The 14,717-nt window shown below is 67.6% G+C and carries 16 protein-coding genes; 13 read left to right on the top strand and 3 right to left on the bottom strand.

Annotated features, from left to right (window positions below):
* The 3 genes from AB0903_RS30480 to AB0903_RS30470 all read left to right on the top strand — a co-directional run.
* On the top strand, positions 1–462 hold a 462-nt coding region (locus AB0903_RS30480), incomplete at its 5' end, for a transposase family protein (protein WP_366707961.1).
* 1,332 nt (positions 463–1,794) lie between these two features.
* Positions 1,795–3,030, top strand: a complete 1,236-nt coding sequence (locus AB0903_RS30475) for an MAB_1171c family putative transporter (protein ID WP_366707960.1) — start codon at positions 1,795–1,797, stop codon at positions 3,028–3,030.
* A 267-nt stretch (positions 3,031–3,297) separates the two neighbouring features.
* Positions 3,298–3,924: an HAD-IA family hydrolase gene (locus AB0903_RS30470; protein ID WP_366707959.1), complete on the top strand. Its 627-nt coding sequence runs from the start codon at positions 3,298–3,300 to the stop codon at positions 3,922–3,924.
* Between the two features lie 425 nt (positions 3,925–4,349).
* Here the strand turns inward: AB0903_RS30470 and AB0903_RS30465 are convergent, their stop codons facing one another.
* On the bottom strand, positions 4,350–5,195 hold the full coding sequence (locus AB0903_RS30465; RefSeq protein ID WP_366707962.1) for a helix-turn-helix transcriptional regulator: 846 nt from the start codon (positions 5,193–5,195) through the stop codon (positions 4,350–4,352).
* Between the two features lie 601 nt (positions 5,196–5,796).
* Between AB0903_RS30465 and AB0903_RS30460 the strand changes: the two genes are divergently transcribed.
* The 10 genes from AB0903_RS30460 to AB0903_RS30415 all read left to right on the top strand — a co-directional run bounded on the left by AB0903_RS30460 (position 5,797) and on the right by AB0903_RS30415 (position 14,065).
* Positions 5,797–6,123, top strand: a complete 327-nt coding sequence (locus tag AB0903_RS30460) for a transcriptional regulator (RefSeq protein WP_366707958.1) — start codon at positions 5,797–5,799, stop codon at positions 6,121–6,123.
* A 1-nt stretch (position 6,124) separates the two neighbouring features.
* The gene (locus AB0903_RS30455; RefSeq protein WP_366707957.1) at positions 6,125–7,144 is read left to right on the top strand and encodes a hypothetical protein; all 1,020 of its coding nucleotides are present in this window, start codon (positions 6,125–6,127) and stop codon (positions 7,142–7,144) included.
* The gene (locus tag AB0903_RS30450; protein WP_366707956.1) at positions 7,144–7,851 is read left to right on the top strand and encodes an ATP-binding protein; all 708 of its coding nucleotides are present in this window, start codon (positions 7,144–7,146) and stop codon (positions 7,849–7,851) included. Before AB0903_RS30455 ends, AB0903_RS30450 begins: the two co-directional genes overlap by 1 nt.
* 117 nt (positions 7,852–7,968) lie before the next feature.
* Positions 7,969–8,535 (top strand): WhiB family transcriptional regulator, encoded by a 567-nt coding sequence (locus AB0903_RS30445; protein ID WP_366707955.1) that lies wholly within the window; start codon positions 7,969–7,971, stop codon positions 8,533–8,535.
* Entirely contained in the window at positions 8,532–9,590 is a 1,059-nt protein-coding gene (locus tag AB0903_RS30440; RefSeq protein ID WP_366707954.1) for a DUF2637 domain-containing protein, read from the top strand. The genes AB0903_RS30445 and AB0903_RS30440 overlap by 4 nt, the downstream gene beginning before the upstream one ends.
* 101 nt (positions 9,591–9,691) lie before the next feature.
* Positions 9,692–9,916, top strand: coding sequence for a hypothetical protein (locus AB0903_RS30435; RefSeq protein WP_366707953.1), 225 nt, complete (start codon positions 9,692–9,694; stop codon positions 9,914–9,916).
* Between the two features lie 203 nt (positions 9,917–10,119).
* The gene (gene mobC / locus AB0903_RS30430) at positions 10,120–10,578 is read left to right on the top strand and encodes a plasmid mobilization relaxosome protein MobC (protein ID WP_366707952.1); all 459 of its coding nucleotides are present in this window, start codon (positions 10,120–10,122) and stop codon (positions 10,576–10,578) included.
* Positions 10,578–12,341 carry a mobilization protein gene (locus AB0903_RS30425; protein ID WP_366707951.1) on the top strand — a complete coding sequence of 588 codons (1,764 nt, stop codon included), beginning with the start codon at positions 10,578–10,580 and terminating at the stop codon, positions 12,339–12,341. The genes mobC and AB0903_RS30425 overlap by 1 nt, the downstream gene beginning before the upstream one ends.
* Before the next feature lie 115 nt (positions 12,342–12,456).
* On the top strand, positions 12,457–12,852 hold the full coding sequence (locus AB0903_RS30420) for a hypothetical protein (RefSeq protein ID WP_366707950.1): 396 nt from the start codon (positions 12,457–12,459) through the stop codon (positions 12,850–12,852).
* Positions 12,853–13,063: 211 nt separating this feature from the next.
* Positions 13,064–14,065: a restriction endonuclease gene (locus tag AB0903_RS30415; RefSeq protein WP_366707949.1), complete on the top strand. Its 1,002-nt coding sequence runs from the start codon at positions 13,064–13,066 to the stop codon at positions 14,063–14,065.
* 45 nt (positions 14,066–14,110) lie between these two features.
* On the opposite strand, the gene AB0903_RS30410 is transcribed toward AB0903_RS30415, so the two are convergent.
* Positions 14,111–14,344 carry a hypothetical protein gene (locus AB0903_RS30410; protein ID WP_366707948.1) on the bottom strand — a complete coding sequence of 78 codons (234 nt, stop codon included), beginning with the start codon at positions 14,342–14,344 and terminating at the stop codon, positions 14,111–14,113.
* A 32-nt stretch (positions 14,345–14,376) separates the two neighbouring features.
* Entirely contained in the window at positions 14,377–14,613 is a 237-nt protein-coding gene (locus AB0903_RS30405; protein ID WP_366707947.1) for a MarR family transcriptional regulator, read from the bottom strand.
* Positions 14,614–14,717 lie beyond the last annotated feature (104 nt).

Below are 14,717 nucleotides of genomic sequence, written 5' to 3'. Positions count from 1 at the left end.
CTGCTGGACGGCACCCTCGCCGAGTGCGACCGGGTCGGCGACGGCCGGGCGGACTACTCCCACAAGCACCGCCGGCACGGCGTGAACCTGCAGGTGGTCACCGATCCGGACGGCCGGCTGCTGTGGCTGTCGCCCGCGCTGCCGGGCCGGGCCCACGACCTGACCGCCGCCCGCACCCACCAGATCATCCGCATCTGCGAGCGCCAGGGCGTCCCCGTCCTCGCTGACCTCGCCTACCAGGGCGGCGGCCCCTGGGTGACCACAGGCATCAAACGCAAACCCCTGCAAGACCTCACCCCCACCGAGAGAACCGTCAACCGTGCCCTGGCCGAAGCACGAGCACCGGTCGAACGCGGCGTTGCCCGACTCAAGTCCTGGCGCATCTTCCGCAGATCCCGATGCAGCCCGAACCACATGACGTCAATCGCGAAAGCCATCCTCACTCTGGAGCGTCACCGCTGAAGCAGCTCATTGAAGCCGAAGGAAGCCGAGCACGCCCGGCCCTGTACAAAGCCGACAGGCTGACCTGGCCCGACGGCCCGCGTGGAAGCCACGTGCAGGGACTCAGTCGGTGACGCTCCAGACGAACGCCTCCGCCTTCGAGCGACTCCTGGTCGCTCGAAGGCGGCCGGCACCGTGTGCGCATCGAACTCCACGGGCCGAGGCCTGTGGAGCAGTCGGAGGCAGTGCTCGCCATCGCTGACTACAAACGGGAGTTGGGGTTCGCGTAGAACAGCCGACGCGTGGCGACGCGATTCTTTGAGAGGCGCCCCGCAATACCCGAAATGGACCTGACAAGTAAACGGAAATGGACCTGACAAGGCAGGATGGTCTAAGTCCGGAGGCATTCAAGATCAATTAAGGACCGCCGCCCAATTTCGATCTTGGTAGCCCGTTTGTGGCCTATCGCACTTGGGTGACCTTCGCTACGCGCCCCTCCCGTGTGGATCACGGTTTTCTCCTTGTAGGGTTAAGCGCAGACAGGTGTGCTGGCCAACCGCCACGCACCCAAAGCGCAAGCTCCTGGCTACCAGCGCCTCGCGTACGAGTATCGGGATTGAGCTGGCGGCGAATATCGGTGGAATTTCTAGGGAGCGACTATGCGTTGGCGTCGAGGCCCTTCACGGCGCGCCTTCGTGAAGGAATGCGAGAGACTGCTCGTGGGCCTCCCTATCCCCACCCCTTTCAGTGTTGAGGCTCTGGTGCGGAATATGGAAGCCCTGTTGGGTCGCCAGATTCGGCTAGTGCCACTGGACGACCCCGACGGAGGTCTGGGCGCAGCGTGCGGTCTTCGGGTCAAAGCGCCAGAGTTTACGATCATTCTCTATCGTCGCCGTTCGAGTCGAAATCAAACCGAGCACATCATTCTCCATGAGCTCGTACACGAATGGCTGGACCACGGGACTTGCCTGACGGCTGCCGAGATCGAGCGATACGTCCCTGAACGAATTCGCCAGGAAGTCTTTAGGCGTTTTCCGTCGACTCTGGTCCAAGGGCGAGTCGACTTCGATAGCCCCGAGGAAAAGCAAGCCGAACTGTCGGCCTCGTTGATAAAGCGATTGGCGCGCCGCCAGTCGATCACAGGAGATGACATGGTAAGCCTTCTAGAGAATTCGCTTGCTCACCCTGTTGCTCCTCCCCGGCGTCGAGTATAGCCGCGAGCGTTTGGCGAGACGCAATTTCCGGCCTTGTGACTCCGCTGCGCCCCGCAGTCCCCTTACCGGCAGTCAAGTCTGCACTCAACCGACCTTGCGGGTCGACAAAATGCAGCCCGCGTAGAGATCCACTGGTTCCGTGTTCGAATACTTTCAATACCTGACTGCGGCAGTCATGACCGTTATCGCCATCTGGCGATTTCCTGCAGTTCGGTATGGTGACTCTCACCGCAGGGCTCTCTGGGGCGGCTATGCGGGATTTGCCGTAGCCCTGTGTCTCTACACGCCAGCGGCAATGGATGCGGTAGACCGCGTTCCCGTGGTAGACCTGAGCGCCCTACTCAGACACTTTGCCAGTACCGCAGCGATCATGGCAGCCCTGACTTACGTCGCCACCAGCTACGGAAAGAGCACGGAGGCGGTCGTGCCTCGGCACGTCGCGGTCTCCCGCTGGATTGCCCGCGCATCATATAGGGCGGGGGCAATAGGCGTAATTCTGCTCACGGTCCTGTTCTTCACCGTGGTGGATCGCGACAGGCCAAGCCAAAATTTCCTCATCGACCATGCGGGAGAATGGGGAGTCGCGCTCTACATGACCGTCTTCTACTTCTTCCCGTTTATCACGACCGCAGTTTGCGGCTACCAGTGGACGAGGGCGGCGCGACAGGCCGAGAGCACAAGCATGCGCGTCGGGTTGGGTTTGATGGGAATCTCGATGTGGATGGGGCTGGTCCATACAGTCGCTCGTATCACCATCCTTTGGGTTGCGGTGGGCTTCGCCCTAAGCCCTTCCACAGTTCAGTTCCTTGTGGATGTCACATCGATATGGATGAACCTGCTCTTCCTGATCGTTGCCGCCGGGGCGAGTATTCCCACCACCCGTGCTGCAGTAGCCCGGTGGAAGACATGGCAAACCCTCTACAGGACTTATCCGCTCTGGTTTGACCTGGTGCAGGCTTTTCCTGGGACGAGCCTGTACCCAGCTGGACGGCGCATTGCGGAACTCATGCATATACGCGTCCCCATCGACGTCCGCCTAGACCGATGGACTCAGGATATTGGTGACGCTTGCGAGAAGCTGCGCCATTATGCTCCACGAAACCTGATTTTCGCCGCGGAGGACATTACCGCCTCGCACTCTGACCCTGAGCCGGCTGCAGAAGCGTATTGGATTAAGGCGGCACTCCTGGCCGCTGACACCACACCAGTCCGTCCGCATGCCGCTGGGCCCCTGAGAGATAAGCCGTTCGTTGACACCGACAGCGAAGCGGCGTGGCTAGTGCGAGTCAGCACCGCTTACTCGCGCATCACGAGGGATCAAGCGCAGGGGCTTCTCATGCACTCCGCAAGAGTGGAATCCGAAGTGGATCAATAGCTTGCAATAGACCGCCTGCCCGGAACTCGGGGTCAATCGGCATATTGATCTTGAGCGGCGGGCTTGTGAGTGAGATTCGGCACCATCGACTGCAGGAACTGGGCTGGTACCGTGGGTTGAGCGGACTGATAGGCCCTGCTCCGCCCAGTAAGTGATGAATGGACTCTGGCCTCGTGACGCGCAGTGCTGTCGTCACCATATGCAGCCGAGTCCGTGACGCTATCCGGTCTGGATGGGCGTCCGAAATCTCAGCAATGGAGTTCCCGCATGTCCAACCGCACCGGCCTCATCCTCGATTTCGGAGGCGTGCTCACCACCCCCCTGCTGCCTGCTGTGCTCGCCTTCGAGCAGCGCGAAGGTCTTCCGCAGGGCGCCTGCCTCACGGCCCTGTACAAGGACGACGAAGGCGTCCGGATCACCAGCGACCTTGAGCGCGGAGCGGTTTCTCAGACTGAGTGGAACGACTTCGCCGGCAAGATGCTGGGCGTGTCCCCCGACAACCTGATGGGTCGCATCTTCGGTGACCTTCGCCCTGAGCCGCTGCTGATCAACGCGGCTGCGGCGGCGAGGCGAGCCGGGATCAAGGTGGGCATCCTGTCGAACAGCGTGGGGCTGGCCCCGTGGGACCTGTACGACGGCTTCGAGCTTGAGCGGCTGTACGACGTCGTGGTGATTTCTGAGCAGCACCTGATGCGCAAGCCTGACCCGAGCCTCTTCGAGATCACGCTCAAGCTCATGGATCTGCCGGCCGAGCAATGCATCTTTGTCGATGACACCGAAGCGTACGTTCGGGCAGCAGAGCAGCTCGGCCTTGCGGGGGTCCACAATCAGGACCCGAAGCAGACGGTGGCCACTCTCTCCGAGCTGCTCGGCGTGGACCTCACCGCGTCTTAGCCCGGCGTTGTGTGGGGGACTGTCCGACCGGGGCGAGCGAACGTCCGTTTTCGGCCTGAAGCTCCGAGTCGACAACAGTTTTGAAGGGACTACGGCGCTGCCCCGTGGCGGGGCAGCGCCGTAGTCCCTTCGCTGTTGTCGGCACCAGCTCGGCGGTGACAAGTGCTCGTTCCGGCCCTCACCGCGCAGGGCGGCAACGGCTTGCTGCCTCCAACACCCTGACGCGCGCCACCCGATCCGGTGGCCAGTCTGCGGTGGGACAGCACCCGGCCGGGGCGCGTGGTGCTCAGCCGGTCCAGAGCCCCGAGAGGGGCACGACCGACCAGTCCCTCCACGCGCGGTCGGCGATCTGCATCAGACGGCAAAGCCTGCAGAGCGGAAACCTCTCAAAGGTCCAAGCCCGCGAGAACCGCTTGCCGACGGAGTCACTCCCCGTCCTGCACCTCTGGCAGCTTGTGCTTCAGTTCCCCGACGAGGTCGTTGATGGTGGCCATCATCTCGGCCGACAGGCCCCCGCTGTTGCCGCGGGCAGCCAGACCGAGGATCTGTCCTCGGTGAATCGAGCTGATGAAGCGGAACGCCTCAAAGAGTTCGCGGGCTGAAGGGTCGAGCTCGGCATCGTCATGGAAGAGGGCGGCGTCGACCTGGAGCGCCGCGGCTAGGCCAGCACGCACTACGTCGGAAGCCTCGGTTGTGGCACCCGTGCGAAGGGCGATGATGTCGTCAGTTGTGACGGCTGTCTCGCCTGCATGATCGTTTACGACCCGCGCGATTTCCTCTTCAGAGGGTGCCTCCTGGCCCACGTACCCGTGCTGCAGCAGATAGTTGATCTTTTCGCCGACCGTGCGGGGTGCGGATGCCTGGTCGTCGCGCGCGGTTCTGGGGCGAAGGCCGAACGAGCAGTCCTGGGCGGCCAGCAATTCCTCTTCGGTCACCCCGTACGCCTGTGCGAGCGGCTGCACGTAAGCATCACTGAGCCGGCGCCGGCCGGATTCGGCGTTGCTCACCGGCACGCGGCTCGCGTCGATGATCGCAGCGGCCTGCGCCACGCTGAGGCCGGCGTCGCAGCGCAGGAGCTGCAGGTCCGGCGGACCGTCGTGGGGGAAAAGGACATCGAGCGGCTGACCGAGCGCCGCTGCAATCGCGGGGAGCTTCTCACCCTTGGGGAAGTCCTGGCCGCTCTCCCATCGCGCGACAGTGGGGCCGCTGACACCTACCTCGGCGGCCAACTCCTTCTGGCCAAGGTCCTTGCCCCGCCGGACAGCACGCACGCGACTGCCGTCGAATTGACGTGGGGGCACATGAACTCCTGCAGCGTGGCGGTCGGGCTGGTCGGGGCGGCGTCTAGGGCAACTGTAATCCAGGCTTGATACATTCGTACAACTAACGTACGTTCCTGTATCGCACCTGTTGATCGGGCCCCGATCCTCAAGTGTGCCAGCCCCTGGAGGACCTCTATGCATGTTGCGTTGTCGTGGCGACTTACGCAACGCCCCGCCGTTTTCGGCACCCAGTCGTTGTCGGCCGAGCGCGAGAGCACCTTCCCCAATACCGGCCGTCGCCAGCCCTGTGCGACGGGTTAGGACCAGGGATGGACTTGTCCGCGGGTGTCTACGTATGTTCGTCGTCCCCCGCCGGGCAGCGACCCGGGGAGGGGCGGAACGAGCAGGTGGAAGGCAGGGAGGAGGGGGTGGTGCGAATGCGAGCGCACGGTCCGTGACGTAGCGCAGCAAAGCAAACCGGCGCCCGGGAGCTACCAACTCCCAAGCGCCGGGCCGGCACCCCGAGGGGCGCCAATTCACATCACGCGGGCGGCGGGGCTTCTTGCACGAAAACCGCCGCACCGCACTCCTACGAACAACGGAGTATCGCATGCTCGCCATGCCGAGCGGAACCCTGGCCTGCCCGGACACCGACCGCCAGCGCCGCCTCGCCGCCCAGCTCGCCGACATGATCCCGGGCGCGGCCACCGTCCGGGTCAGCCTCAACGACCCGAAGGAGGCGTGGCCCCACCCGCACGCCATCGTCAAGGACGAGGCCGGGGAGACCCTGGAGCTGGGGCGGACGACCGCTAGGGTCGCAGCTCGCTGGATCCTGCGAGTCTGGCCGGAGGCGGACTGGACTCGGCCGCACACCTTCGACATCGCCGCCGCGACCCTCACCCGCAGCGACCTGGTCGCCGCCGGTCGGGGCCGCTGACATGGCGCGGATACGAACCATCAAGCCGGAGGCATTCGTCTCCGAGTCGCTCGCCGAAGTGAGCGTCGAGGCAGAGCGCACCTTCTTCGGCCTGCTCACCCAGGCCGACGACCACGGTCGCCACCGGGACAACGCCGCGATCATCGCCGGGCTGCTCTGGCCGCTGCGCGCCGAGCACACCTCGGTCCACGTCGAGGACGACCTCCACCAGCTCGCGACCGCCGGTCTGATCTGCCGGTACACCGGCTGCGACGGTCGCCGTTACCTCCACATCGTGACCTGGTCCGAGCATCAGAAGATCGATAAGCCGAGCCAGTCCCGCCTGCCCTCCTGCCCGCAGCACCACGGTGCCGACCGGTGCGGCCCCTGCAGGGCGACCTGCACCAAGCGGGTCGAGGAGTCGCCCATCCCTACCCGAGGGCTCGCCGAGGCTTCGCCGAACACTCCCCGAGCCCTCGATCTGCCCGCGCAGCCCGCCGCGACACCTCGCGGCCACGCCGACCAGGCTCCCACCGTCCAGCAGGACGCCTTCGACGGCATGGTCGGCGCCCCTAGCCACCCTGACTCGAAAAGCGCAGGTCAGGAGGCATTCGCCGAGGGTTCTCCGAACCTTCCCCGAAGCCTCGGAGAGGGCTCGGCGCCTGGATCTAGGATCTTGGATCCTGGATCTTCTATCCCTACGGGGCGCACAGCGCCCGCAGCCACCGTCTCGGCCAACCAGCTCGTCGGCGAGTACATCGCTGCCTGCGACGAGCGTCCGCCCAGCGACGTGATCGGGCACCTCGGGCGGATCACCAAGAAACTCCTGGGCGAGGGCATCGCCCCGGAGCACATCCGGGCCGGGCTGCAGAACTTCGCGGCCAACCCCAAGCACCCGAGCGTGCTGACCAGCATGGTCAACGAGGCCATGAACACACGCTCTGGCGGTTTGGCGCGGCCGGGAATCCGGCCTAACGTGCCCGCTCACCAGGCGTGGACCAACCCGGCCAACGCTGCCGCCGCCTACGCCGAGGAGCTGTGATGCGCACCCGTACCCGCGAACCGCAGACCCTCGGTAGCGAGGGCACCCTGGACCGGATGGCCCGGATCCTGGCCGCCCGCAACATCGACCCGGCCGCCGTCGCTGAACTGACCGACGAGCCCGAGCCCTTCTCCCCGCTGGACGCCCTGTCGGCTGGAATGCCCCCGCGCTACCAGGCCGCCGTCGCCGACCACCCCCAGGTCCTGGCCTGGGCCCGTGACGTCGCCGAGGCGGCCGTCGCCCCCAGCCGGGGAGCCCGGCGGCAGGTCACCACCGGACCCAGCCTGCTGATGGCCGGGGTCGTCGGCGCGGGCAAGACGCACCAGGCGTACGGGGCAGTCCGGCGGCTGGTGCAGAGCGGAGTCGGCGTGCGCTGGCGCGCGACCACCGCCGCCGACCTGTACGCCGACCTGCGGCCCCGGCCCGGGGTCGACAGCGAGCGGGAGCTGGCGGCCGTCAGCCGCTGCCCGCTCCTGATCATCGACGACCTCGGCGCGGCCAAGGCCAGCGAGTGGGTCGAGGAAGTGACGTACCGGCTCATCAACCGCCGGTACAACTACGAACTCCCGACCTTGATCACCACCAACCTGGCGATCAAAGACCTCCGGGCCTACCTCGGCGACCGCATCGCCTCCCGCCTCGCGCAGATGACCACGCGCGTCGAGTTCGAGCCGGTCGACCGCAGACGCCACCGCGCCGCAGCCTGACCCGCCGCAGGCCGCCACGACGGGCCGCGCCCCCACCGCGCCGCCCCATGCACCTCCCGACCCAGCGCACCCCTCCGCCGACGCCCCTGCGCGCGGAGAGCGATCGGAGCAACCCGCATGACCTCCACGACGATCAGCCCTGCCCGCCACCGCCTCCTCGGCGACCAGACCTGGCAGGACCAGGCCGTCTGCCAGAGCACCGAGTACAACCCGGTGGACCCCGAAATCTTCTTCCCGGAGCCCGACGAGACCGACAAGATCACCGCCGCGAAGTCGCTGTGCGGCCAGTGCCCGGTCCGCCGCACCTGCCTGGACGCCGCCCTGGAAAGCGGCGACACCGACGGCATCCGGGGCGGACTGACCGAGGAGGAGCGCGGGCCGCTGCACGAGAAGCTCGCCAACCGCCTCGACTACAGCCGCGTCAACGCCACCATCGCCGGGCGCGACGTCCACCTCACCAAGGCCGAGCGCCGCGCGGTCGTCCACGCCGCCTACCGCCACGGGGTGACCGAGCAGCGACTGGCCTGGCTCCTGAAGATCACCGAGGAGCACGCCCAGAAGCTGTACCGCGAGACCCGCCGCGCCCTGCGCAACCGAGACCTGGAGCAGACCACGAAGACCACCCCGCCCCCCGAGACCGACGGCGAGCGCCTGGGCCGCGACGACTTCGGGACGGCGGCGTGAGCACCGCGAACGCGCCGAAGACGGCGCACATCACCGGCTGGGACCGCGCGGTCGTCATCGCCCTGGGCGGCGCGGGGTGCGCCCTGTCGTACGACGCCCTCCAGCAGATGGCCGTCGCCATCCACATCCGCGGTTTCCTGACCTACCTCTTCCCCCTGGTGATCGACGGGTTCATCGCCTACGGCATCCGGGCACTCCTGGTCCTCCGCGACGCGCCCCTGCGCGCCCGGCTCTACGTCTGGGCCCTCTTCGGCACCGCCACCGCCGCGAGCATTTGGGCCAATGCCCTCCACGCGGTCCGGCTCAACGAGGAAGCCGTCGCCGGCACCGGCCTCCGACTCGGGGACGCGGTGGTCGCTGTGCTGTCCACCATCGCCCCCCTCGCGCTGGCTGGAGCGGTCCACCTCTACATCCTCATCGCCCGGGGCCCGGTCAAGGGCAGTGACCGGGAGGACCTCGGTCAGGCCGGTCACGTCGGTCAGGCCGACCGACCCGAGGGCATCGCGGTCACCCGGACTGACCGGAACAGCCAGCAGCAGCCGCAGGCCGGTCAGGTCAGCGCCGGGCAGCCGGTCAATGCCCTGACTGACCGGCCGCAACTGTCCCTGAACAAGCAGGCCCCGAGTCCTCGGTCACTGACCGGGGACAGCGCCCCGGCGGACAGCAGCCCGGTCACCCGCGAACAGCCGCACGAGGCCGCTGACCTGCCCGGACAGCCGGACACCGCGCCGCCGGTCACTGACCGCGCGGTCGGTACCGAGCCGGTCACCGGCAACCAGGACAGCCACGCGCCGGTCACCCACCAGCCGGTCACTCCGCCGCCGGTCACTGACCGGGACACTCGGACAGCCAGTGACCGGCGGTCTGACCCGGACACCGAGGAGCTGCTGAAGATTGCCCGGTCGGCGGTCAGGGCCGAGGACAAGCTGACCCGCAAGGTGGTCGCCCAGGCGATCCGAGGTCAGCAGATCCCGCTGTCCAGCGACACTCTGACCGCCCTGATGGCCCAGCTCCGCGCTCAGCACGGACAGCCGGTCACCTCCGGCCGGAACTGACAGGGCACCACGAGGCGGGTGACCGAGCCGGACACCACGGCCGGTCACCCGCTCCCGGACACGCGCCCCACATCCTTCCGAAGCGAAGCGGAGAGCACCCCATGCGCACCCACCCGGCCACACCCGCCGAGGTCGACTCCTGGCTGACCGTCCTGCACCAGCGAGGTCACCTGCACCGCGCCAAATCAGGCCCCGACAACACCTGGACCGTGCAACGAACCCGGGACAGTCGCCCCTGGACCCTGCACCACCCGGTCCTGGCCATGGACTGGATCGAGGAACTCGTCCGCGAACTGCGGCAGGAGAATCCGGAGACGAGCCGGTGACCGCCAACGACCCGGTCGTCACTACGGCCGGACAGCAGCGTGACCCCACGACGGCTCCTGGCGGAGCAAGTTGTCGCATACGACGGTCCTACGGCCCGTCGTATGCACTTGCCCCCGCCCAGGGGGGCGGGGGAAGTCTGGCTGGTCCCCGAGCGAGGGCGCTCGGGGACCAGCCAGGCTCCAGGCACCAGGGGGCGCCGGTCGTGGGAGGAGAAGCAGACGACCGCGCCCCGCGCGAGCAGCAGAGCCCGAGCCAACCTGCGTTCCCCGACCGCAAGCCGCGCCGACGCACCCGCGACCCGAGCCAGCGCACCCACAAGACGACCACGCGCCTGTCCGACACCGAGAAGAGCGAGATCACCGCTGCCGCCAAACAGCGCGCCGTCACTGTCGCCCGTTTCCTCGCTGCTGCCGGCCTCGCCGTCGCCCGCGGTTCGACCACTGTGCACACCAACGAACAGCTCGACGCCGCCATCGACGAGCTGGCCGCCCTGCGCACCGCCATCTCCCGCATCGGCAACAACATCAACCAGATCGCCTTCGTCTTCAACGCCGGAGGGCAGCCCCGCCCCGGTGAACTCGACCACGTCCTCACGACCTTGACCCGCCTCTTGGCCCGTATCGACGACGCGGCCGACACCCTGGTGAAGAGGCGCTTCTGATGGTCCCCAAGATTCGACGTGGCTCACGCACCCACGGCCTGCTCGTCTACCTGTACGGCCCCGGCAAACGCGACGAGCACACCGACCCCCACCTCGTCGGCAGTTGGGACGGCTTCGCCCCTGACCCCGGCCGCGATACCAGCCCCGATCCCGACCCCAAGGTCACGCTGGCCCGGCTCGCCGCAGCCTTGGACCTGCGGGTCAAGCAGGCCGGCACCAAGGCCGAGCACGTCTGGCACTGCTCGGTGCGTACCGACCCCGGCGACCGCACCCTGACCGACGAGGAGTGGAACACCGTGGCCCGTCGCCTGGTCCACGCCGTCAACCTCGCCCCCGAGGGCGATCCGGACGGGTGCCGCTGGGTCGCGGTGCGCCACGCAGACGACCACATCCACATCCTGGCCACGATGGTCCGGGGCGACCTGCGCCGCCCGAGGATGAACTACGACTTCAAGAAGGCCCAGGCCGAATGCCGCCGAATCGAACAGGAGATGGGCCTGCGCAAGCTCAAGCCCGGCGACGGTACCGGAGCCAAGACGCCCACCAGCGCCGAGCGCTTCAAAGCCGAGCGCACCGGCCGACCCGAGACACCGCGCGAGACACTGCGCGAAGCCGTCCGTCAGGCGGTCGCCGGAGCGGCGAGCGAAGCCGAGTTCTTCACCCGCCTTCACGAGGCGGGCCTGCGCGTCAAGCTGCGGCACGCCCCGTCCGGTGACGTCCTCGGCTACACCGTCGCACTGCCCGGCGACCGCAACCGCGACCGCGAACCGGTCTGGTTCGCGGGCTCGACCCTGGCCCCCGACCTTTCCTATCCGAAGATCCAGCGCCGCCTTGCCGACGGAACCTCCGACGCGGTCACAACGGCGGAAGCTGACACCGGCCGATCCGACTGGTCGTCGCCCGCACGGGGGCGACGCACCGCGACCGTGATCGCCGAGCGCGCCGCGACTCTCCTGGACAGCGACGACGACGATGCCGCAGCCCAACTCGTCGGAGTCGGCGAACTCCTGGACGCGGTTGCCCAGACCTCTCCGGCCGCCACCCGCGCCGAACTTGGTGCCGCCGCTCGCTCCTTCGAACGCGCCACCCGCAGCCACGTCCGGGCCGAACGCGCCGACACCCGGGCGATCCGCTCGGCGGCCCGAGGCATCATCCAGGCCGGCAGCGCGCTCGGCCGAGGAGAGGACGGCGGCACCACCGCCATGCTGGTGTCCACCCTGGTCCTGGTCGCCTTGGCCGCGGCCCGCTGGCACTCCGCCCGCGGTCACGCCCAACAAGCCGAAGCCTCCCGACAGACCGCCGAGCACCTGCGCGCCGCCTACCGCCAGGCCGCCACCGCACCCATGCAGGCTCTGAGCGAACAAGGCCGAGCCTTGCCCGAAGCCCAGCGCCGCACCTACGAGACCACCATCCGCGCCGCCCTGCCCGAGAACAGCACCCGAGCCGACACGAACACGAAGATCGACGCCCTGGCCGCCACCCTGGCTCAGGTCGAGCAGGCAGGCCACGACCCGAAGGCCCTCCTGCAGGAGGCCATCGCCATGCGCGAACTCGACACGGCCGAGGACGTGAACGACGTCCTGGTCTGGCGACTGCGCCGCCTCGCCCAGCTCCCCGCCCACCCGGGCGAAGCCGCTCGACGCCCGCAGGCCGGCACCGGCCGCGCCAAGTCTGCGGCCAACCGGACCGGCGTTCGGACCGGACCTCCGGCAGCGACTCGGCCCGCCGCCCCGGCCCCGCACAACCGCCCGCCGCGCCGCTGACCAGCAGTCCGGCAGGCCCGCCACCCGGCCTGCCGGCCTGCGCGAAACCCCTGGACAACCGGCTCCACCGGCTGTTACGGATGAAGAGAAGGCCCTCGACCGGGAGACGACACTCGTGCTCAGAACGACCGACCACCACGTAGAGCCGACCCCCGTCCTGCCCGCCGCCCCCGCCGGAAGCGATCCGCTGCTGCAGCTCCAGTACGAGACGCAGCCGCCCAGCGGCCCCGGCGCGACGCGCTGCCTCAGCCACCCGCCGGAGTTGTCCCTGCGCGGGATCCCCGTGATGTGCTCGACCTGTCGGGCCCGGCGCGACTGGCTGCTCATCAACCACGGCCGCAACGTCTGGGTCCGCTGCCGCTGCAGCAACCAGTGGCTCGAGCCCGAGATCAGCCGCGCCGACTTCGACGCCATGATCGCCATCCCGGACGGGACGACCTACCCCAGCGTCGAGCAGGGCCTGGCCGCACTCGGCTTCGACGGCGCCTTCGCCGGCATCTATCTGGAGTGATGAGCGGTGTCGATGGACAAGTTCGCTCCAGCGCGGCAGGACGCGGAGCAGGCGGTGCATGCAGACTCTATTTGAGGACGCGGTCCCAGAGAAAACAGTTCCTGGCCTCAACGATCGGGCAGCAGCCGAATTCGGCTGACTGGTCGTGAGCGGACAGGCCGACCTTGCCCTGGTCGTCCGGTTTGTCGGAGCCCATGGTTAATATCCTGCGGTGATCATAGACCGTAACGCCCGTGTCGTCCCTCCCCGCTACCTTGATCGTGAGGTACGCGCGCTGATGGGCGACGCTCTGGGAAAGGCTGACCAAGCTGACCTTCTCGCCGCCTACTTGTGGGTGCAGGAAGGGGTGATAGGCAGACGAGCCCACTCCGATTTGGAGAGCCTGAGAGACGGCCTACGCAGAGATATTGAAAGGCTCCGGGAGTTCAAGTCCGACCCTGAGTTCCAGGGGTTGTCGTGGGAGTGCACACGAGTCGAACTCGACGCGGCGTTCGACAGTGCCAGCGTCGCTGTTGGTGAGGAAGTCGCTCACCTCGAAGGGGCACTACGGGTTTCGGCTGAGGCCCTTGACGACTTGCGCCGTCTGCCCGACGAGGATCTGGCGCCTCGATACGCGCCGGGTAGCAATAACTCCCCGCTGAACACGATCACCGAGTGTTGGAACCAAATCGAGCCGCTCAACAAGCGGCACAGCGCCCTTGTCTCCGACTTGATGGCGGAGGTCGACCGTCTGGCCGACCTCGATAGTCGAAGGCTAGCGTTCTCCCAGAGTGACAAGAGCTGTACACCGGAGCGCATTCTGCGGTTCGACTCCAAGAATTTCGAGATTCTCGTCGCATGGCTGGCGAAGCGGGACGGAATGAAGGTCATCCGGAGGAACGGCGGGGCCGGGGACTTGGGTGCGGACGGCATATTTCTGACGCCGGACGACCGCCGAGTCGTGGCGCAGTGCAAGCAGACCAACACCCTGCCCGGACGGGCCATCGGGAGCGAGCCTGTCCAACGGTTCAACGGCACGGCTCGGCCAGTGCACAAGGCTGACATCGCTGTGATGGTCACCAATGGGACCTTCTCCAAACCGGCCCGCGATTTCGCCAGTGATCACGCGATCCACCTCGTGGACGCCGAACGGAAATGGGCCACTTGGGGAGACTCGTTCTACGAAGTCGTGGGCATCGCTCGCCCCTCTGCCGCTGTCGGCGCTGCGGCCTGACCATGTGCCCTGGCGCGGAGATGGCGCTGCTCCATTGTGCGCCGGTCAGCTTCGGTTGCTGTGTTTGGGCAGCTCGCCCCGGAAGTCGCAACCAGTGCACTCGTCCTCGCCCTGGACGTGGCCCTCGTACCAGCCGTGAACGGCTGCGTGGAGGATCGCCCCCTCCACCGAGGCTTCGCCGCTGCGGACCGATGCGATGGCGTTGCCAACGACCACCCTGAGCACGGCGTTGTCGGGCGAAGGGAACGGCGGGGACGGCATCGGCGAGTCGGTCGTCATGGCCGCAGCCTATGGGCGGACCCGACCGCAGGTCAGCCGGATGCGGTGCTGTCGTGCTGAGCGGTGTCGTGCAGGTCGCTACGGAACCCCCGGCCGACGGGCTGCCAGCCCTGGAAGGTGGCCGGCCTCCATCGCGGCCGGTCCGGCACGCTGGTGTCGTCGGGCTCGGGCAGGCTGCCCCGGCTCTTGCGGCTGCGGGCTGCTCGGACGCTGATGCCCAGGTGGGCGGCGACCTCCGGGTATCCCCAGAGCTGCTGGTCGTCGGCCAACGTGTCCTCCTCGTTCGTCGGTGATGAGCGTACGCAACGCGCCGGTGGGCGTACGGCAAGGCCGCCCCTGCCAGATGGGCGCGGGGCGGCCTTTTGCGGTTGCG

Origin of the sequence: Streptomyces sp. NPDC048389, assembly GCF_040706335.1 — a bacterium.
GTDB lineage: Bacteria > Actinomycetota > Actinomycetes > Streptomycetales > Streptomycetaceae > Streptomyces.
This window is presented reverse-complemented; position numbering and strand designations above follow the sequence as displayed.